Annotated in this window: 18 protein-coding genes; 12 read left to right on the top strand and 6 right to left on the bottom strand. The window is 71.4% G+C overall.

Annotation, left to right across the window (positions count from 1 at the left end; all coding sequences use genetic code 11):
* Positions 1-12: 12 nt before the first annotated feature.
* Positions 13-423 carry a helix-turn-helix domain-containing protein gene (locus J2S55_RS02475; protein WP_306856965.1) on the top strand — a complete coding sequence of 137 codons (411 nt, stop codon included), beginning with the start codon at positions 13-15 and terminating at the stop codon, positions 421-423.
* Positions 423-863 (top strand): DUF6941 family protein, encoded by a 441-nt coding sequence (locus J2S55_RS02480; protein WP_306856966.1) that lies wholly within the window; start codon positions 423-425, stop codon positions 861-863. Before J2S55_RS02475 ends, J2S55_RS02480 begins: the two co-directional genes overlap by 1 nt.
* Positions 864-990: 127 nt before the next feature.
* Here the strand turns inward: J2S55_RS02480 and J2S55_RS02485 are convergent, their stop codons facing one another.
* On the bottom strand, positions 991-1,701 hold the full coding sequence (locus tag J2S55_RS02485) for a transglutaminase domain-containing protein (protein ID WP_306856967.1): 711 nt from the start codon (positions 1,699-1,701) through the stop codon (positions 991-993).
* 88 nt (positions 1,702-1,789) lie between these two features.
* Positions 1,790-2,938 (bottom strand): epoxide hydrolase family protein, encoded by a 1,149-nt coding sequence (locus tag J2S55_RS02490; protein WP_306856968.1) that lies wholly within the window; start codon positions 2,936-2,938, stop codon positions 1,790-1,792.
* A gap of 62 nt (positions 2,939-3,000) precedes the next feature.
* Between J2S55_RS02490 and J2S55_RS02495 the strand changes: the two genes are divergently transcribed.
* The gene (locus tag J2S55_RS02495) at positions 3,001-3,954 is read left to right on the top strand and encodes a helix-turn-helix transcriptional regulator (RefSeq protein ID WP_306856969.1); all 954 of its coding nucleotides are present in this window, start codon (positions 3,001-3,003) and stop codon (positions 3,952-3,954) included.
* Between the two features lie 102 nt (positions 3,955-4,056).
* On the opposite strand, the gene J2S55_RS02500 is transcribed toward J2S55_RS02495, so the two are convergent.
* A complete protein-coding gene (locus tag J2S55_RS02500; RefSeq protein WP_306856970.1) occupies positions 4,057-4,542 on the bottom strand; it encodes a GntR family transcriptional regulator in 486 nt (161 codons plus the stop codon).
* Positions 4,543-4,680: 138 nt separating this feature from the next.
* Here J2S55_RS02500 and J2S55_RS02505 point away from each other — a divergent pair, with 138 nt between their 5' ends.
* A complete protein-coding gene (locus tag J2S55_RS02505) occupies positions 4,681-4,977 on the top strand; it encodes a hypothetical protein (RefSeq protein WP_306858546.1) in 297 nt (98 codons plus the stop codon).
* A gap of 407 nt (positions 4,978-5,384) precedes the next feature.
* Here J2S55_RS02505 and J2S55_RS02510 read toward each other — a convergent pair whose 3' ends face one another.
* Both J2S55_RS02510 and J2S55_RS02515 read right to left on the bottom strand, forming a co-directional pair.
* Positions 5,385-6,026 (bottom strand): JAB domain-containing protein, encoded by a 642-nt coding sequence (locus tag J2S55_RS02510; RefSeq protein ID WP_306856971.1) that lies wholly within the window; start codon positions 6,024-6,026, stop codon positions 5,385-5,387.
* A gap of 103 nt (positions 6,027-6,129) precedes the next feature.
* On the bottom strand, positions 6,130-6,759 hold the full coding sequence (locus J2S55_RS02515) for a TetR/AcrR family transcriptional regulator (protein WP_306856972.1): 630 nt from the start codon (positions 6,757-6,759) through the stop codon (positions 6,130-6,132).
* 76 nt (positions 6,760-6,835) lie between these two features.
* On the opposite strand from J2S55_RS02515, the gene J2S55_RS02520 reads away from it, so the two are divergent.
* Complete coding sequence (locus J2S55_RS02520; RefSeq protein WP_306856973.1) at positions 6,836-8,368, top strand: FAD-dependent monooxygenase; 1,533 nt, start codon at positions 6,836-6,838, stop codon at positions 8,366-8,368.
* Between the two features lie 23 nt (positions 8,369-8,391).
* On the opposite strand, the gene J2S55_RS02525 is transcribed toward J2S55_RS02520, so the two are convergent.
* Positions 8,392-9,117: a GntR family transcriptional regulator gene (locus tag J2S55_RS02525; protein WP_306856974.1), complete on the bottom strand. Its 726-nt coding sequence runs from the start codon at positions 9,115-9,117 to the stop codon at positions 8,392-8,394.
* A gap of 492 nt (positions 9,118-9,609) precedes the next feature.
* On the opposite strand from J2S55_RS02525, the gene dapA reads away from it, so the two are divergent.
* From dapA to J2S55_RS02560, 7 genes are all read left to right on the top strand, one after another.
* Positions 9,610-10,536, top strand: a complete 927-nt coding sequence (dapA, locus tag J2S55_RS02530; protein WP_306856975.1) for a 4-hydroxy-tetrahydrodipicolinate synthase — start codon at positions 9,610-9,612, stop codon at positions 10,534-10,536.
* Between the two features lie 165 nt (positions 10,537-10,701).
* Complete coding sequence (locus tag J2S55_RS02535) at positions 10,702-12,390, top strand: ribonuclease J (RefSeq protein ID WP_306856976.1); 1,689 nt, start codon at positions 10,702-10,704, stop codon at positions 12,388-12,390.
* 260 nt (positions 12,391-12,650) lie between these two features.
* A complete protein-coding gene (locus J2S55_RS02540; protein ID WP_306856978.1) occupies positions 12,651-15,206 on the top strand; it encodes a DNA translocase FtsK in 2,556 nt (851 codons plus the stop codon).
* A gap of 111 nt (positions 15,207-15,317) precedes the next feature.
* On the top strand, positions 15,318-16,073 hold the full coding sequence (locus tag J2S55_RS02545; RefSeq protein ID WP_306856979.1) for a helix-turn-helix domain-containing protein: 756 nt from the start codon (positions 15,318-15,320) through the stop codon (positions 16,071-16,073).
* Between the two features lie 115 nt (positions 16,074-16,188).
* Positions 16,189-17,598: a 30S ribosomal protein S12 methylthiotransferase RimO gene (gene rimO / locus J2S55_RS02550; protein ID WP_306856980.1), complete on the top strand. Its 1,410-nt coding sequence runs from the start codon at positions 16,189-16,191 to the stop codon at positions 17,596-17,598.
* Positions 17,599-17,623: 25 nt separating this feature from the next.
* On the top strand, positions 17,624-18,226 hold the full coding sequence (gene pgsA / locus J2S55_RS02555) for a CDP-diacylglycerol--glycerol-3-phosphate 3-phosphatidyltransferase (protein WP_306856982.1): 603 nt from the start codon (positions 17,624-17,626) through the stop codon (positions 18,224-18,226).
* Positions 18,226-18,729, top strand: a complete 504-nt coding sequence (locus J2S55_RS02560; protein WP_306856983.1) for a CinA family protein — start codon at positions 18,226-18,228, stop codon at positions 18,727-18,729. The genes pgsA and J2S55_RS02560 overlap by 1 nt, the downstream gene beginning before the upstream one ends.
* The last annotated feature ends 152 nt before the right edge of the window (positions 18,730-18,881 follow it).

The following is an 18,881-nucleotide window of genomic DNA, read 5'->3' on the forward strand; positions in this document are numbered from 1 at the left end:
AGGAGGCGCACCGTGACCGACCCGCAGGTCGCCGAACTGCTCGGCATCGATCTGGACGATCCCGAGGTGCGGCGCGAGAACGAGGCCATCGAGCGTGACATGCGCCTCATCGAGACCCTGGTACGGCTCCGCAAGGCACAGGGGCTCACCCAGGCGCAGGTCGCCGAGCGCATGGGCCGCAGCCAGCCGGCGGTCTCGGACTTCGAGCGTCTGGGAGGAGACCCCCACCTGTCCACGGTCCGCCGCTACGCCCTGGCCATCGGCGCCGACATCGCCCACCTCGTCCGGACCTCGGGTGGTCCGCGGGCGCAGACTCAGGCAGCCCCCGCCCGGATCCACCTCGACGGCGCGGGCGGCACCACGGCCGCCCGGGGCGCGACGGGCGGGGTCGTCAGCCTGGACCTCACGCAGGCGGCCGGCTGATGCAGGGGTTCCTGGTGCTCTGCGACTCGGCGAGCACCGACCGGGCGACCGGGAAGATCAGCATGCTGGGCGCCGGATGGTCGCTGACCGGGCCGGAGCTGCCTTCCACGGCCATCGCGGGCTTCCTCCGGGTGCCCTGGGAGGAGGCCAGGGCGGACCTCGACTTCACGCTCGGCCTGGTCGACGAGGGCGGAGAGCCGGTCATGGTGCCCGCGGCCGAGGAGGAGCGGCCGCTACGCTTCAGCGGGCAGCTCGCGGTCGACCCGGCCGACGCCGAGCTCGACGGGCTGGCCAGGAGCCTCGACATCCACTCCAGCTTCGCCATCAACGTGCACTCGCTCTCGCTCGGGCCCGGCCGCTACACCTGGACCCTGGAGGTCGACGGCCAGGAGCTCGCCTCGGTCACCTTCGGCGTCCGCCCCGACCCGGCCGCCGGATAACCACCCCGCCCCCCGGCCGCTGACGGGTCCTCCCGGCAGGACGACGACGGCACGGCTCAGGACAGGGACCGTCGCCACGGACCCGCGAGGACGCCTGGGCGCACACCGCCCCTCGCCGACCCGACGCTCAGGCCGCCCGACGGCTCATGACGAGGTCCGCGACGATGCGGACCGGCGGGCACAAGGTCTGACCGCCCATCCTGAACAGCTCGTCGCGGGAGTCGAAGTAGCCCAGATCGGCCAGTACGTGGCCCGACAGGTCGCACGCCGAGCAGGTGACACCGTCCCAGTCCACGGCGGTGCGGGCGACCGCGTCGAAGAGCGTCTCACCGTCGGCGTTGGTGAACCCGCCACCCGCCCGCAAGGTGTCCAGGTCGCCGTAGAGCTCCGAGACGGCCGTCCACCGGCCGTCGAGGAGGAACTCCGGCCAGGCGAGCACCACCTGGCGGGGGATCAGCGCCCGCAGGCGGGGGAACCGCGGATACCAGAAGCGCCCCTCCACCAGCAGTCCTCTGACCCGGCTGGCGACCCCGCAGGCCCGCGCCACGGCTTCCAGCAGCGCCAGCCGCTGGCTGCACGACCCACGCCCCAGGGCGAGCGTCCTGGAGGCGGGCTGTGCTTCGTTCATGGCGTACACCGGACGCACCCGCGCGGCGATGAGCCGGTGGGCCGTGATCAGCAGATCCCGGCCCGTCCCGGCGCCCGTTTCCTGGACTTCGGCCGCCAGCTCCAGGATCCGGGGATGCCCCCGGTCGAGGATGGGCGTGGCCGCCAGCCCGCCTCCGGCCGTCGCCCGGCGGGGAGCGGTGGCGCGGCGGCGGCGTGATGGCGAGAGCATCGGCTCCATTCCATGATCGTGTCTTGGGTCCATGATGCACCGGTGACGCCCGCCGTGTGCCCCAGATCGGGCATGGCCGCCTGGGCGGCTACCGGGGGCGCACCGTCCGGAAGAACTGCCGGATGTCCGAGACCAGCAGGTCCGGAGCCTGGAGCGACGCGAAGTGCCCGCCGTGGGAGAACCGCGACCAGTGGGTGATCGTGTTCGACAGCTCCGCCAGCCCGCGGATCGCCCGGTCGCCGAGGAAGTTCGCCACACCCGTGGGGACCGGTGAGGGCGCGGGACGCCGGCCCCACGCCTCCGATCCGGCCTCCAGGTAGAGTCGCGCGGCCGAGCCCGCGGTCGCGGTCAGCCAGAAGATCGTGACGTTGGTCAGGACGGTGTCCCGGTCGACGGGGGGCCGCTCCGTCCGGGTGGGATCCCAGTCCACGAACCATTCCAGGTTCCACGCGAGCTGTCCGGCCGGGGAGTCGTTGAGCGCGTAGGCGATGGTCTGCGGCCGGGTGGACATCTGGGTGGCGTAGCCGGAGTGGCCGTACCACCACCTCTGGTTCTGCGCGGCCTGTTCCCGCTCCGCCGCGGAGAGCGTGTCCAGTTCGCCGGGATCGGCCGGGGTCGCGGCGTTGGCCAGCGCGTTGACATGGACGCCGATGACGTGCTCCCGGTCGATCCGGCCAAGCTCCGGGGAGACGATGCTGCCGAAGTCGCCGCCCTGGGCGCCGTAGCGGTGGTATCCCAGCCGCCGCATCAGCTCGGCCCAGGCCCGCGCCGTACGGTTGACGCCCCAGCCGGTCTCCCGCGTCGGCCCGGAGAACGCGAAGCCGGGCACCGAGGGGGCGACGACGTGGAAGGCGTCCGCCGGGTCCCCGCCGTGAGACCGGGGGTCGGTCAGCGGTCCGAGGATGTCGAGGAAGTCGTACACCGTGCTCGGCCACCCGTGTGTGACGATCAGCGGGACGGCGTCCGGCTCGGGCGAGCGCACGTGCAGGAAATGCACGTTCTGGCCGTCGATCTCCGTGGTGAACTGCGGGACCCTGTTGAGGCGGGCCTCGTGCCCGCGCCAGTCGTAGCCGGTGCGCCAGTGCTCGACCAGCTCGACGAGGTAGTCCTTGTTCACCCCGTAGGTCCAGCCGACGCCGGGGAGCTCGTCCGGCCAGCGGGTGCGGGCCAGCCGGTCGCGCAGGTCGTCGAGTCCGGCCTGCGGGACGTCGATGCGGAAGGGCTCTACTGTGCTCATGCCGCCCACGATGCGCCCTGTGTAGGACAGCTCCGGTCCTGTACATCGGCGACAGTGGAGGAATGCTGGAGACTTCCGCTCGACTGCTGCGGCTGCTGTCGTTGCTGCAGATGCGCCGTGACTGGTCCGGTACGGAACTCGCCGGGCGGTTGGGCGTCACGACCAGGACGGTCCGCCGCGACGTCGACAGGTTGCGTGAGCTGGGATACCCGGTGCACGCCTGGAAGGGGCCGGTGGGCGGTTACCGGCTCGGCGCCGGCGCTTCGCTGCCCCCGCTGCTGCTGGACGACGAGGAGGCGGTGGCGGTCACGGTCGGGCTGCACACCACGGCGGCGGGCCATGTGTCGGGGGCCGAAGAGGCCTCGCTGCGCGCCCTGGCCAAGATCGAGCAGGTGCTGCCGTCCCGGCTGCGGCCCCAGGTGGCCGCGCTGAAGGGCGCGGTGGTCACGATGCCGCCGGGGAGCGAGCCCACCGTGGAGGCGGCGGCGCTCACCGCGATCTCGGCCGCGGTCCGAGCCGGTGAGCTGCTGCGTTTCGACTACGTCAGCCACCACGAGACCGAGTCCCGCCGCGCCGTCGAGCCGCATCGCCTGGTCTGCTGGGGGCGGAGGTGGTATCTGGTCGGGTGGGACGTCGAACGGGCGGACTGGCGCACCTTCCGGGTCGACCGGATCTCGCTGCGGACGCCCAACGGTCCTCGGTTCGCCCACCGCGAGCCCCCCGACGGTGACGTGGCCGCCTACCTGCGCAGAACGATGGGCTTCGAGATGTGGCCGCTGCGCGCGCGGTTGCGGGTGCACGCCTCCGCGGCCGAGGTCACCGCGCGCGTCAACGGAACGGTGACCCCCCTCGACGACCACACCTGCCTGCTGGAACTCGCCGCGGACTCCTTCGGCCCCGTCGTGCTCGTGCTGAGCATGCTCGACGCCGACTTCGAGGTCGAGTCACCACCCGAACTCGCCCGGCACATCCGCAAGCTGTCCACCCGCTTCGCCGACGCGGTCACCCACGACTGACCGGGCGCGCGGGACTGGCCGGGAACCCGGGGGCGCCGCCGTCCGATCCCGAGGCGGCCTCACCTCGATCACCCGGCTCCGCGTCGCCGGCGTCCCTCCCGCTCACTCCGCCGAGCCGGGCCACTCCTCAGGCTGCGAAACGTAGGTGCCACGATGGGGCACGGTGAAGACCCAGCCCTGGTCGCGCAGGAACGCGACGGCGTTCCGGATGGTGACCTTGGCGACGCCGTACTGCTCCATCAGCATTTTCTCGCTGGGGATCGCGCGGTTCGGCCGGAACTCGCCTTCGCGGATGCGCACGGCGACCTCGTCGGCGATCTGCTGGTAGAGGGGCGTCTTGCGGGGAGCCCGTGGCACATCCGGTTCGCCGACGAAAGTCCCTTCGCCCTGCACGGTGTAGACGAGCCCTTGCTCGCGGAGCTCCCGCGCGACCCGGCGAGCGGTCGCCCGGGCGATGCCGTACTCGCTCTCCAGCTCGGTCTCGCTGGGCATGGCCTCGCCGGGAGTGATGTCGCCGTTGGTGATTCGTTCACGAATCACCTCCGCTATTTGCTTATAGACCGGTATGGGGCCGTCTCGATCAAGCACGGTTGAACACTAGACCAATGCAAACGTATACCTACATAACGGACGTTCATTGGAACGAGACTATACGAGCGAGTAGACCGGGACGGATGACCTAACTTATAGTCACCGAGTGATCGTGCGAGGAAGGCGGTGGTGGGGATGGTGACCGGGGTGTCGAGAGAGCGGCATCACGGGCATCATCTCGGGCCGTTGCAGGCGGTGCACGAGCTGATCGACTGGCGGCCGGAGCGGCCGAGGGCCGATCGGGTGCGGGTGAAGGAGCACACCTGTGACTGCCGGGCGACCTTCTACGAGCTGTGTCAGGCAGGCGGATTGATGTTCGTACGGCGGACGCATCGGCTGAGAGGAGCGGTGACCGTGCACGAGTCGCCCTGGGCGCTCTCGCGCCAGGTGGAGGAGCTGTGGCTCCGCCTGCTGATGGGCAGCGCCCGTTGACGGCCGGACGGCCGTGCTCGGCGGCGGGGCGCATGTCGCTCCGTCCGGGCATCCCATGAGCTCCCTGCCTCTCCGGCGGGCCATGACGGTCGGGGAGGCAGGGCGGTGGTCCCCGCGTCCGTTGAAGGGCGGACGCGGGACCACCACGTGAAACTCCCCGGTGGGCTTCCCTTCCCATCACCCGCCGGGGTGCTGTCCTCAGCGGGCATCCCACAATCCGACCGCTGAGGGCCGGCGGTGGTCCCGTGCCAACCGGGTGGCACGGGATCACCGCCAAGCGAGACCCCATCAAGCGAAACCCTCATCGAGACCCTCATGTGGAACCCGCCCTTCGGGAGGCCGGCTTCCACCCGGGCCGCCGTCCACCCGGAGCGCCGCCGGGCGGGCGGCTCTCGGCCGGGCCGCCGTCAGGCGGCGATGCGGCGCCAGGCGGTGTCGGTGACGATCACGTGGTCGAGGAGGCGGATCCCGACGGTCTCGGCGGCCTCGCGGAGGCGGACGGTGACCTCCAGGTCGGCCGGGCTGGGTTCGAGGGAGCCGCTGGGGTGGTTGTGGGCCAGGCCGAAGGAGGCGCCGCCGGAGGTGAGGACGGTGGTGATGATCTCCCGGACGGGAGCCGGGGCGTGGTCGCTGCCGCCCTCGCTGGCGATCGCCCTGCGGGTCACCGCGCCGCTCGGGTCGCAGACCACGACGACCACGCGCTCGTGGCCGAGGCCGCGCAGCAGCGGGGAGGCGACGGCGGCCAGGTCTCCCGAGCAGGTGATCCGGCGGCGCTCCGGCTCCGACTGCGCCTGCCGTACGAGATGGAAGGCGGCGACGACCCGGGCGGCCTTGGCCGGGCCGATGCCGGGGACCGACATCAGGCGGTGGGCGTCGGAACGGGCCAGGCCGCGCAGGTCGCCGCAGTGGGCGATCAGATGGGAGGCGAGCTCGACCGCGTTGGTGCCCCGGCTGCCCGAGCCGATCAGCAGGGCGAGCAGCTCCCGGTCGGCCAGCGCGGTCGCGCCACCGGACAGCAGCCGCTCGCGCGGCTGGTCGCTGGGGGGCATGTCCTTGACGCGCAATCGGCACCTCCGGCTTGGAAAACCAGCTCGGTTGTACCAGGCGGCACCGACATTCCGCCCCGGCCGGGGCGTGGGGGCCGGGGAGGTCTCAGCGGGTGGCCAGCGCCCGTTCCAGGGCGTCGAAGGAGCGGTTCAGCAGGGCGATGTGGTCGTCGATGACGTCGTCGAAGCTCTCGCCGGCGAGGATCCTGCGGGCGGTGGTGATGTAGGTCGTGCGGTAGGCAGAGACGACCAGCGCCGCCGCCACCCGGGGCCACGGGTCGCCGGGACCGGCCCCGGAGGTCTCGGCGAACAGCGAGCCGAGCAGGTCCTCCAGGCCGTCCACCAGCTCCCTGGCCCGTGCCTGCAGAGCCGGGGAGTCGAGTATGACCTGCCAGAAGAACTGGTAGCCGTCGCCGACCCCGCCCAGGGGATGGCGCCGCTCCAGCAGGCCCAGCAGCATGCGGCGCAGCGCGGCCAGCGGCTCCTCGCCCTCGGGGCGCTCGCGGACCGCGCAGGTGATCAGCTCGGCGGCCTCGGGGAACCGGTCGAGGAAGAGGTCCTCCTTCTTCGGGAAGTAGTTGAAGACCGTCTTCGTCGAGACGTCGGCCGCCTCGGCCACCTCGGCGACCGTGACGTTGTCGAACCCGCGCTGGATGAAGAGGCCGGAGGCCACGTCCGAGATCGCCTTGCGGGTCTGCTGCTTCTTCCGCTCGCGGAGTCCAGGCTCATAGCTCACGGTAATCACTATAGTTGATAAAAACTTTTAGTCGCAGTAAGTTTTTAGCGACGGTAGTGATTGTCCGGGAGGTGGCATGTCGTACGACGTTGACGTGGTGGTGGCCGGGGGCGGCCCCGTGGGGCTGATGCTCGCCTGTGAGCTGCGGCTCGGCGGCGTCTCGGTCGTGGTGCTGGAGCGGCTGGCCGAGATGGACCCCACCATCAAGGCCGGCGCGCTGAACACGCCCAGCGTGGAGGCGCTCTACCGGCGCGGTCTGCTGCCCGCGCTGCAGCGGGCCCAGGAGGAGAACCTGGAGCGGTATGCCGCGTTCATGCGGCAGCGGCTCCCCGAAGGAGGGCCCGCCAAGGCGCCGCCGAGGTTCGCCGGCCACTTCGCGGGGATCATGCTCAGCGGCGACCGGCTCGACCCGTCCGACCCGGAGCTGACCGGGCACGGCCCCGCGGACCTCGTCGGCATGGTCAATCAGCAGCAGCTTGAGGAGCTCCTGGCCCTGCGTGCCGCCGAGCTCGGGGTCGAGGTGCGCCGGGGTGTGGAGCTGACCGGCCTGGAGGCCGACGCCGACGGGGTGACCGTCATGACGGGCGACGGGCGGATCCGGGGCCGCTGGCTGGCCGGCTGCGACGGCGGCAGGAGCACGGTCCGCAAGCTCGCCGGCTTCGACTTCCCCGGCACCGGCCCGGAGATCACCGCCTACCAGGCCATGGTGGAGATGGAGGGCTCCCAGGCGCTGGGGGCGGGCTGGCAGGCCACCCCCACCGGCGTCTACGCGCACGGCCCGATGCCCGGCCGCGTCCTCACCGTGGAGTTCGGCGGCGCTCCGGCCGACCGGGACGCCCCGGTCACCGCCGATGAGCTGCAGGCGTCCATCCGGAACGTCAGCGGGGTCGACGCCGTCGTGACCGGGGTCAGGACCGCGACCCGGTTCACCGACAACGCCCGCCAGGCGACCACCTACCGGCTCGGGCGGGTGCTGCTGGCCGGTGACGCGGCCCACGTCCACTCGCCCTTCGGTGGCCAGGGCCTGAACCTGGGGCTCGGGGACGCGATGAACCTCGGCTGGAAGCTCGCCGCCACCGTGCGCGGCCGGGCTCCGGAAGGTCTGCTGGACACCTACACCGCCGAACGCCACCCGATCGGCGCCTGGGTGCTGGACTGGACGCGCGCCCAGATCGCGCTGATGCGCCCCGATCCGCACGCCCGGGCGCTGCGCGAGGTGGTGGCCCAGCTGGCGGAGACCGTCACCGGGACCACCTACTTCGTCAAGAAGATCTCCGGGGTCTGGCAGCGCTACGACCTTCCCGGCGACCATCGGCTGATCGGCGGCAGCGCGCCGGACCTCGGGCTGGCCGACGGCTCCAGGCTCGCCGACCACCTGCACGACGGCCGGGCGCTGCTGCTGGACCCGGCGGGGGAGCTGCGGGCGGCGGCCGGCGGCTACGGCGACCGGTTGAAGGTGGTCACCGGGGCCCTGCCCGACCGGCCCGAGCTGGCCGGGCTGCTGGTGCGGCCGGACGGGGCCGTCGCCTGGGCGGCCGACGCCGGCCGGGCGGACCCCGGCGCGCTGGAGGCGGCCCTGCGCGCGTGGCTCGGCGCGCCGGCCTCCTAGGGCTGCGGGGAGGCGCCGGCCTTCTAGGGCTGCGGGGAGTGGGCGTAGACCAGGCGGAAGCGGTCGCCGGGGATGACGATGTCGCTGGTCTCGACCGGGCGGTCGCCGGCCCAGTGGGTGCGTTCGACGTGGAGGACGTGGACGCCGGTCGGCAGGGCGAGGGCGTCACTCTCGGTGGGCTGGGGGACGCGGGTGTAGACCTCCTCCACTATTTCGGTGATCTTGACGCCGAGCGCGGACAGCCGGGCGATCAGGCCGCGGGGGTGCTCCTCGGCGGCGGGCTCGCTGAACTCGACGGGCTCGTAGGAGGTGGCGAGCTGGACCGGTCTGCCGTCGCCCCGGAAGACGTGGCGGGTGCGGGTCACCGGGGCGGAGTCGTCCAGGCGCAGGCGCTGGGCGATCTCCGGGGTGGCCTCCGCGGGCTCGGCCCGCCGCTCCCAGGAGGCGCGGGGGCCCTGCGACTGGATCTCGGCGCCGAAGGGGGAGTGGTGGTCGGGCAGGCGCCAGCGGTGCAGCGGGAGCAGCACGGGCTGGGCCCGGACGTAGTGGCCGGAGCCGACCCGGCCGACGACCAGCCCTTCGGCGGCGAGCACGCGCAGCGCGTGGCGGGCGGCGGTCTCGCCCACGCCGTACTTGCGGGTGAGCTGGGCGCGGGAGGGGATCGGCGCGCCGGGGGAGAGGGAGCCGTCGACGATCTGACGGCGGATGTCGGCGACGACGCGCAGGTAGACCGGATCGGAGGTTGCCACGTGTCCATCCCTGGGTTCGACAGGCGTCGTCCCATCCTGTCGTATTCGATGGACAACTCAGGGTAATGGCCCCGGTTTGGAGCTCCAACTTTGCGGGGGCCCGGAGAAGTGCCCGAAAATATCTCAGAGACCGTGTAACACCCGCGTAAGCGCCCGCGATTCAACGGTAGAGGCCGCCGATGTGTGTACCCCCGAGCACATATCGGCGGCTTCTTTCATGTCCGTGGAGGGTGCCGGCCGACTGGAAGCGGACATGAATCCTGTAACTACTTTTTTTGCCCTTATGGGGACAAAATTGTGATCCTCGTTGCCCTCCCGGCGGTCGTGCCCGCCGGAAGGGGGAGCGGCGTCGCTGTTTGGCACGTTATATCCGCCTTTACGGCGTGAAACGAGGCGTCTCAGGGGATATCAACCCTTGAGTGCATCGGTGTACCGAGGCTAGGCGGGGTGGCGGGGTCCACCGTATGGGTGGATCCGGGTACCGTTCGGTCTATGGCAGCGCCAACTGGAACCTCCGACGCACCCTTCGGCCGCATGCTGACCGCCATGGTCACGCCGTTCACCGATGACGGCGCGGTCGACTACGAGGGAGCGCAGCGCCTGGCCGCCTACCTGGTGGACGAGCAGCGGAACGACGGCCTCGTGGTGAGCGGCACCACGGGCGAGTCCCCGACCACCTCCGACGCCGAGAAGGATCGCATCCTGCGCGCCGTCGTCGAGGCGGTCGGCGACCGCGCCGCCGTCGTGGCCGGGGCGGGCAGCAACGACACCCACCACAGCGTCGAGCTGGCCCGCGCCGCCGAACGCGCCGGGGCCCACGGCCTCCTGCTGGTGACGCCGTACTACAGCAAGCCGCCGCAGGAGGGCCTCTACCGCCACTTCACCGCCGTGGCCGACGCCACCGGCCTGCCGGTCATGCTCTACGACATCCCGGGCCGCAGCGGCGTGCCGATCGAGACCGGCACCCTCCTGCGGCTGGCCCGCCACGAGCGGATCGTCGCGGTGAAGGACGCCAAGGCCGACCTGTTCGCCGGATCGCAGGTGATGGCGGCCGCCGACCTGGCGTTCTACTCGGGCGACGACACGCTCAACCTGCCGTGGCTGTCGGTCGGGGCCGTCGGATGCGTCAGCGTCGTCGGGCACGTCGTCGGCGCGGAGATCGCCGCGATGATCGCGCTGTACCGCTCGGGCGACGTCTCGGGCGCGCTCGACATCCACCGCAGGCTGCTCCCGGTGATCTCCGGGATCATGACGCAGGCCGGTGGTGCGATCATGGCGAAGGCGGCGCTGAAGCTGGTGGGGCGGTCCGCGGGACCGGCGCGACTGCCGTTGGTGGAGGCCACCGAGGAGCAGGTCGCGCGGCTGAGAGAAGACTTGATCGCGGGCGGCGTGAAGCTGTCCGACGGGGTTGTGTCATGAGAAGGCATGAGAAAGCACGTAGCGGCCGGTACCGGCCGCAGTGGGGAGGAACGGGAGTTTGAGCGACAGAGGACACAGCGGTCCGCTGGAGACCGGAGTGCTCGGCGAGGGAGCATTCCTGCCGGACAGAGGCTCCGCCGACGCTTGTGAGAGAGGTGTGGCCGCATGAGTCACCCCCACCCCGAACTCGGGCCGCCGCCGGCGCTGCCCGAAGGCGCGCTGCGCATCGTCGCGCTGGGCGGTCTCGGTGAGATCGGCCGCAACATGGCGGTGTTCGAGTACGAAGGCCGCCTGCTGATCATCGACTGCGGGGTGCTGTTCCCCGAGCCCGATCAGCCCGGCATCGACCTGATCCTGCCCGACTTCGAATACATCCGGGACCGCCTCGACGACGTCGAGGCCGTGCTGCTGACCCACGGGCACGAGGACCACATCGGCGCCGTGCCGTACCTGCTGCGCGAGCGGGCCGACATCCCCGTCGTGGGATCGAAGCTGACGCTGGCGCTGGTGGAGGCCAAGCTCACCGAGCACCGCATCCAGCCGGCCAAGATCGAGGTCGTCGAGGGAGAGCGGCGCCGGTTCGGGCCCTTCGAGTGCGAGTTCCTCGCGGTCAACCACTCCATCCCGGACGCGCTGGCCGTCGCGGTCCGCACGCCCGCGGGCATCGTGCTGCACACCGGCGACTTCCGGATGGACCAGCTGCCCAGCGACGGGCGGCTGACCGACCTGGGCGGATTCGCCAGGCTCGGCGCCGAGGGCGTCGACCTGCTGATGTCCGATTCGACGAACGCCGAGGTGCCGGGCTTCGTCACCAGCGAGCGGGAGATCGCGCCGGTCATCGACGAGGTGGTCCGCACCGCGCGGAAGCGCGTGATCGTGGCGAGCTTCGCCTCCCACGTCCACCGCGTCCAGCAGGTCATGGACGCCGCGCACAAGCACGGCCGCAAGGTCGCGCTGGTCGGCCGCTCCATGGTCCGCAACATGGGCATCGCCCGCGACCTCGGCTACCTGAAGGTACCGACGGGCCTGATCGTCGACTCCAAGGAGATCGAGACCTGGCCGCCGGAGGACGTGGTGCTGATCTGCACCGGGTCCCAGGGTGAGCCCATGGCGGCGCTGTCGCGCATGGCCAACCGCGACCATCCGATCAGGGTCGCCGAGGGCGACACCGTGCTGCTGGCCTCCTCGCTCGTGCCCGGCAACGAGAGCGCCGTCAACAAGGTAATCAACGGGCTGGCCCGCTGGGGCGCCCGCGTGGTGCACAAGGGCAACGCGAAGGTGCACGTCTCCGGGCACGCCGCCGCGGGCGAGCTGCTCTACGTGCTCAACCTGACCCGGCCGTCCAACTTCATGCCGGTGCACGGCGAGTGGCGGCACATGCGGGCGCACGCCAAGATCGCCGCGCTGTCCGGGGTGCCCGACGACCACATCGTGATCGCCGAGGACGGCGTCGTGGTCGACCTGCTCGACGGCCGCGCGAAGGTCGTGGGAGCGGTCCCCGTCGGCTACGTCTACGTGGACGGCACCTCGGTGGGCGACGTCACCGACTACGCGCTGAAGGACCGGCGCATCCTCGGCGAGGAGGGCTTCATCTCCATCGTCATCGTGGTCGACACCGCCACCGGCAAGCTGACCGGCGGCCCGGAGATCCACGCCAGGGGGTCGGGCATCGACCCCGACCGGCTGGAGGAGGTCATCCCGCAGATCGAGAAGGCCGTGGAGGAGCACGCGGCCGCCGACGGGGTGGTGGACGTCCAGCAGATCCGCCGGGTGGTCCGCAGGACCGTCGGGCGCTGGGTGAGCGACACCTACCGCCGCCGACCGATGATCGTCCCCGTGGTGATCGAGGTCTGACCCTTCCGCCGTACGGTGGCCCCACCGGCCGCCCACGGCCCGCCGCCGCCCCACCGCGGGCGGCGGCTCGCTCCTCGTGAGGCGGTGCCGCCGGCAGCCCGCCTACGCCACCGCCTCGGGCCGCGCGGTCCGACCTCCGCCGCCGCCGTACGGCCCGACTGTGTGGCGACGGTCGATCCGTCACGCGGTCCGGGGGCGGTCCGTGCCGTTCCCGGCGAGCCTCCGCGCGATCCACCATCCGTCTCGTTAGCCTCACTATCATGGCCACCCGTACGTCTAAAGGCGCCTCAGGTAAGACCCCCGCCAAGGGGTCCGCTGGCAAGGGGTCCGCTGGCCGGTCCGGACCCCGCCCGTCCCGTACGGCCCCCGCCAGGCGGCCCTCCGCCGCGCGGGCGAGGACGACGGCCCCGGCCCGCAGGTCCGCCACGCCGAACCAGGACCCGATCGGCTGGGTCTTCACCATGATCGGCAAGCTGTTCATGGGGGTCTGGATGCTGCTCGCCGGTGGCATCGGCAGCGCGGCGCGCGCCCTCGGGCAGAACGCGCGGGAGCTCGACCCGGTGCACCGCCGTGACGGGCTCGGCCTGGCGGTGTTCTCCGGGGCGATCGTGCTGGCCGCGATGACCTGGCGGGAGAGCACGGGCACGGTCTCGGCGGTGGTCAACGCCGTCATGCGCGGGGTGTTCGGATCGTTGGCCTGGCTGATCCCGATCCTGCTGGCGCTGCTGGCCTGGCGGCTGCTGCGCCACCCGGACCAGAACGCCGACACCGGCCGGATGAGCATCGGGTGGTCCGCGCTCACCGTCGGCGTCCTCGGTGTCGTGCACATCGTGCACGACACGCCGTACCCCTCGGGGGGCGGACCCAACGGCATGGACAAGGTGTCGGCCGCCGGCGGCATGATCGGCTTCGTCGTCTCGGCGCCTCCGGCGAGCATCCTGCCCGCTTTCGTCACCATCCCGCTGATGCTGATCTTGTCCGGCTTCGGCGTCCTGGTCATCACCGCCACCCCGGTGCACCGGATCCCGGAGCGGCTGGCCGAGATCAAGCACATGCTCTTCAACCGCGACCTCCCGGCCAAGCCCCGCGAGCCCCGCAAGCGGACCGCGCGCAAGAAGCCGGAGGAGGGGCCGGAGGTCGGCGACAACGTCAAGCCGTACGACACCCCGGTCGTCACCGAACCGCAGGGCAGGCGGCCGGCCGAGCCCCCCGAGCCCGCCGACCACTCCCCGGAGATCGTGCCGGGGCTGGTGGGGGAGGACGAGGAGGCTCCGGCCCGCAGGTCCGAGCCGCCCGAGCCGAGCCCGGCGCCGCGCAAGGTGGAGCAGCTCGTCCTGTCGCCGCAGGCCGGTCCCTACACGCTGCCCGACTCGCAGCTGCTGCGCCCGGGCAGCGCGCCCAAGCCGCAGACGAAGGCCAACACGGTCGTGGTCAACGCGCTGACCAGCGTGCTGGAGCAGTTCTCCATCGACGCCCAGGTGATCGGTTTCACCCGCGGGCCGACGGTGACGCGCTACGAGATCGAGCTCGGCCCGGCGGTCAAGGTCGAGAAGGTCACCGCGCTCACCAAGAACATCGCCTACACGGTCAAGTCCGCGGACGTGCGCATCCTGAGCCCGATCCCCGGCAAGTCGGCGATCGGGGTGGAGATCCCGAACACCGACAAGGACCTCGTGTCGCTGGGCGACACCCTGCGCTCCCAGGTGGCCCAGGCCGACCAGCACCCGATGATCGTCGGTCTCGGCAAGGACGTCGAGGGCCGCACGATCGTGGCCAATCTGGCCAAGATGCCGCACCTGCTCATCGCGGGTGCCACCGGCGCCGGCAAGTCGGTCTGCGTCAACGGCCTCATCTCCTCGATCCTGATGCGCGCCACCCCGGACGAGGTCCGCATGGTGCTGGTCGACCCCAAACGGGTCGAGCTCAGCGTCTACGAGGGCATCCCGCACCTCATCACGCCGATCATCACCAACCCCAAGAAGGCCGCCGAGGCCCTGGAGTGGGTGGTGGGCGAGATGGACCGCCGCTACGACGACCTGGCCGCCAGCGGGTTCCGGCACGTCGACGACTTCAACAAGGCGGTGCGCGCCGGCAAGCTCGTGCCGCCGCCGGGCAGCGAGCGGGTCTACCAGCCCTACCCCTACCTGCTGGTGATCGTCGACGAGCTCGCCGACCTGATGATGGTCGCCCCGCGCGACGTCGAGGACTCCATCGTCCGCATCACCCAGCTCGCCCGCGCCGCCGGGATCCACCTGGTGATCGCCACCCAGCGCCCGTCGGTGGACGTCGTCACCGGCCTGATCAAGGCCAACGTGCCCTCCCGGCTCGCCTTCGCCACCTCCAGCCTCGCCGACAGCCGGGTCATCCTGGACCAGCCGGGCGCGGAGAAGCTGGTCGGCCAGGGTGACGCGCTGTTCCTGCCGATGGGCGCCAGCAAGCCCATGCGCCTGCAGAACGCCTTCGTCTCCGAGAAGGAGATCACCGAGGTCGTCGCGCACTGCAAGGCCCAGATGCAGGTCGAATACCGCGACGACGTGGCCGCCGCGGCGACCGCCAAGAAGGAGATCGACGAGGACATCGGCGACGACCTCGACCTGCTGATCCAGGCGGCCGAGCTGATCGTGACCACCCAGTTCGGCTCGACCTCGATGCTCCAGCGCAAGCTGCGGGTGGGCTTCGCCAAGGCGGGCCGCCTGATGGACCTGCTGGAGAGCCGGAACGTGGTGGGGCCGAGCGAGGGGTCGAAGGCCCGGGAGGTGATGGTCAAACCCGACGAGCTCCCCGGCCTCCTCGCCGACCTGCGCGGCGGAGAATGACCCCCACCGCGACTGACCTGCGCGGAGAACGACCCCCACCGCACGAGCCCCTTTCGATTACTGGTTGAATAGGACCCACTACGCAACGTCGGGGGCTGGGGGGCGTGCGCTATGAGCATTGGCAGCGATCTGGCAGAGGCGCGTCGGGCGGCGGGTCTGACCGTCGGACAGTTGAGCGCGCGCACGCGCGTTCGCGAGGCGCTGATCCACGCGATCGAACGGGATGACTTCTCCCAGTGCGGGGGAGACTTCTACGCGCGCGGACACATCCGCAACATCGCCAAGGTCATCGGGCTCGATCCGGAGACCATGGTGCACAGATACGACGAGCTGCACGGGGGTGTGCCGCTGCCGGTGCGGGCGGCCAGCGTCTTCCAGGCCGACACGCCCATCAAGATCCGCGAGAGCCGTTCGCCCAACTGGACGACCGCGATGGCGGTCGCGCTGGCCATCGTCGTGGTGTTCGGCGTGGTGAAGATGATGGGCGGCCAGGAAACACCCACGGCTGAGGTCCGCCCGGCCGCGGTGCCGGCCGTGCCGCCGCCGGCCGCGTCGGCCGCGCCCAGCCCGTCGCGCCAGGCGGCGTCGCTGGCGACCGGCAAGAAGGGCGAGATGGTCGTCTTCCAGGTCAGGGCGGAGCGTTCGTCCTGGATCGACGTGACGGAGGCGGGCGGCCGCAAACTCTTCTCCGGCATGCTGGAGGCGGGTAAAACCTCCGTCTGGAAGGCGAAGAAGGGGGTGAAGGTCACCTTCGGCGACGGCGGGGCCTTCCTCCTGCGGGTGAACGGGAAGAACCTCGGCACTCCCGGCCCTTCCGGACAGGTCCTCACCCGCTCCTACGGGGCCCCCGCGCCCCGGTCGCGCTAGGTCCGCGGCCCGGTCCGCCGCGGCGCTCTCCACAGGATGGTGGCCGGTCCGCAGCGAGCTTGTGATGGGGGAGGTGCATCGGTGGTGGCCAACTCCCGATACCGTAGTGTTCACCATGTCATCCCGCCGAACCGCATCGCTGATAACACTGGGCTGCGCGCGCAACGAGGTCGACTCCGAGGAGCTCGCCGCGCGTCTTGAGGCTGCCGGTTGGCAGGTGGGCGACGACGACCCCGATGTCATCGTCGTCAACACCTGCGGCTTCATCGACTCAGCGAAAAAGGACTCCATCGACACGCTGCTCGCCGCGGCCGACTCCGGGGCCAAGGTGGTCGCCGCGGGCTGTATGGCCGAGCGCTATGGCGATCAGCTCGCCGACGCGCTGCCCGAGGCGTCGGCCGTCATCTCCTTCGACGACTACACCCAGATCGGCACGCGCCTGGACGACGTGCTGGCGGGCAAGCCGCTGGTCCCGCACAGTCCCCGTGACCGCAGGACCCTGCTGCCCATCTCGCCGGTCGAGCGCGCGGCCGCGCCCAAGACCAACATCCCCGGCCACGGCGAGCTGCCCGAGGGGCTGGCCCCGGCCAGCGGCCCCCGGCCGCTGCGCAAGCGCCTGGCCGACGGCCCGGTGGCGTCGCTGAAGCTGGCCTCCGGCTGTGACCGGCGCTGCACGTTCTGCGCCATCCCGGCCTTCCGCGGCGCCTACGTCTCGCGTGCTCCGGAGGAGCTCCTGGGCGAGGCCGCGTGGCTGGCCGGGCAGGGCGTCAAGGAGCTCGTGCTGGTCAGCGAGAACTCCACCTCCTACGGCAAGGACCTCGGAGACCTGCGGGCGCTGGAGAAGCTGCTGCCCTCCCTGGCCGCGACCGAGGGCATCGAACGGGTGCGGGTCAGCTACCTGCAGCCGGCCGAGCTCCGCCCGGGCCTGCTGGAGATGATCGCCTCGACCGAGAGCGTGGCCCCCTACTTCGACCTGTCCTTCCAGCACGCCAGCGGCTCGGTGCTGCGCCGGATGCGCCGCTTCGGCGACCCCAGGCGCTTCCTCGACCTGCTGGAGGCGGTCCGGGCGATCGCCCCCGAGGCGGGTGTGCGCTCCAACTTCATCGTGGGCTTCCCGGGCGAGACCGAGGAGGAGTTCGGCGAGCTGACGTCCTTCCTCCAGGAGGCCAGGCTCGACGTGATCGGCGTCTTCGGCTACTCCGACGAGGAGGGCACCGAGGCGGCCGAGCTGCCCGGCAAGCTGGCGCAGGAGGTCGTCGACGCCCGCGTCGCCGCGCTCACCGAGCTGGCCGAGGAGCTCATGGCCCAGCGGGCCGAGGAGCGGATCGGCACCGAGGTGGACGTCCTCATCGAGGAGGACCTCGGTGACGGCGGCTACGAAGGCCGCGCGGCCCACCAGGGGCCGGAGGTCGACGGATCCGTGACGGTCCAGGGCATCGGCCTGGTCCCCGGCCAGATCGTCCGGGCCGTCGTGGTCGACTCCGAGGGGGTCGATCTGATCGCCCGCATAAAGGTCGCACCATGAGCGCGCCGCCGGGCCGGGAGAGCGTATGACCAACACGCCAGAGACCGGCACTGACGCGACCGCGGCAGCCGCGCGCCCCAAGGTGAGCGCGTGGAACATCGCCAACGTCGTCACAGTGATACGGCTGGCGATGGTCCCGTTCTTCGTGGTCTGCCTGTTCCTGCCGGGGGCCGGCTGGCGGGTCACGGCCCTGGTGGTCTTCCTGGTCGCCTCGCTCACCGACCTGCTCGACGGCGAGCTGGCCCGCCGCTACGGACTGGTCACCGACTTCGGGAAGATCGCCGACCCGATCGCCGACAAGGCGCTGATCGGCGCCGCGTTGATCAGCCTCTCGGTCCTGGACGAGCTGCCCTGGTGGGTCACCGCCGTGATCCTGGGCAGGGAGCTGGGCGTCACCCTCCTGCGGTTCGCCGTCATCAGGCACGGCGTCATCCCCGCCAGCTACGGCGGGAAGGTGAAGACCGTGCTCCAGATCGCGGCGATCGTCTCCTACATGTGGCCGGAGGTGCCCGAGCCGATCCGCTGGGCCGTCATGGGCGCGGCGGTCGTCGTGACCGTGGGGACCGGGCTCGACTACGTGGTCCGCGCGGTCAAACTGCGGCAGGTGGCGAAGCGGGCGCGGGCCTGATGAGTCACCGCCTGCTCGCCGCCACCAACGTGCTCTCCCTGCTCGTCCGCCGGGGCGAGACGGTGGCGGTAGCGGAGTCGTTGACGGCCGGGCTGATCGGCGCCGCGCTCACCGCCCCCTCGGGGGCGTCCGCGGCCTTCGTGGGCGGGGTCCTCTCCTACTCCACCGACCTCAAGCACCGCCTGCTGGGGGTCCCCGCCGACCTGCTGGAGCGTGAGGGGGCCGTGCACCCGCGGGTCGCCGCGGCGATGGCGGTCGGCGTGCGCGAGCTCACCGGCTCCACGTACGGCCTGGCCGCCACCGGCGTGGCCGGCCCCGACCCGCAGGACGGCAAGCCGGTCGGCACCGTGCATCTGGCTGTTAGCGGGCCAGATGGGCGGGTATGGCACCGGGACCTCCGTCTTGACGGGACTCGTGAGGAAATTCGGCAATCGACGGTGAACGAGGCTGTGGACCTACTTCAAGGTGTGCTCGAGACGAACTTGGGGGAACATTCCGGGTGATTACCGCGTTACGTCCCCAGCGAACATGCTCATCACGGTCTGCCGCGGTGTTGGTCGATACAGGTACGGTGGAGATGTGAGTGAGGTAAAGGTCAAGCGATGATGACGGCGAGGAGTATGTACCAAGGGTCGAGTTCGAAGAACGGGCGGCA

This window comes from Streptosporangium brasiliense (assembly GCF_030811595.1).
In the GTDB taxonomy this organism is placed as follows: domain Bacteria; phylum Actinomycetota; class Actinomycetes; order Streptosporangiales; family Streptosporangiaceae; genus Streptosporangium; species Streptosporangium brasiliense.

Coding starts and splice junctions, on each gene's coding strand:
- J2S55_RS02480 (WP_306856966.1), top strand. CDS start 423: ATGCAGGGGTTCCTGGTGCTCTGCGACTCGGCGAGCACCGACCGGGCG.
- J2S55_RS02485 (WP_306856967.1), bottom strand. CDS start 1,701: ATGCTCTCGCCATCACGCCGCCGCCGCGCCACCGCTCCCCGCCGGGCG.
- J2S55_RS02490 (WP_306856968.1), bottom strand. CDS start 2,938: ATGAGCACAGTAGAGCCCTTCCGCATCGACGTCCCGCAGGCCGGACTC.
- J2S55_RS02495 (WP_306856969.1), top strand. CDS start 3,001: ATGCTGGAGACTTCCGCTCGACTGCTGCGGCTGCTGTCGTTGCTGCAG.
- J2S55_RS02505 (WP_306858546.1), top strand. CDS start 4,681: ATGGTGACCGGGGTGTCGAGAGAGCGGCATCACGGGCATCATCTCGGG.
- J2S55_RS02510 (WP_306856971.1), bottom strand. CDS start 6,026: ATGCCCCCCAGCGACCAGCCGCGCGAGCGGCTGCTGTCCGGTGGCGCG.
- J2S55_RS02520 (WP_306856973.1), top strand. CDS start 6,836: ATGTCGTACGACGTTGACGTGGTGGTGGCCGGGGGCGGCCCCGTGGGG.
- dapA (WP_306856975.1), top strand. CDS start 9,610: ATGGCAGCGCCAACTGGAACCTCCGACGCACCCTTCGGCCGCATGCTG.
- J2S55_RS02535 (WP_306856976.1), top strand. CDS start 10,702: ATGAGTCACCCCCACCCCGAACTCGGGCCGCCGCCGGCGCTGCCCGAA.
- J2S55_RS02540 (WP_306856978.1), top strand. CDS start 12,651: ATGGCCACCCGTACGTCTAAAGGCGCCTCAGGTAAGACCCCCGCCAAG.
- J2S55_RS02545 (WP_306856979.1), top strand. CDS start 15,318: ATGAGCATTGGCAGCGATCTGGCAGAGGCGCGTCGGGCGGCGGGTCTG.
- rimO (WP_306856980.1), top strand. CDS start 16,189: ATGTCATCCCGCCGAACCGCATCGCTGATAACACTGGGCTGCGCGCGC.
- pgsA (WP_306856982.1), top strand. CDS start 17,624: ATGACCAACACGCCAGAGACCGGCACTGACGCGACCGCGGCAGCCGCG.
- J2S55_RS02560 (WP_306856983.1), top strand. CDS start 18,226: ATGAGTCACCGCCTGCTCGCCGCCACCAACGTGCTCTCCCTGCTCGTC.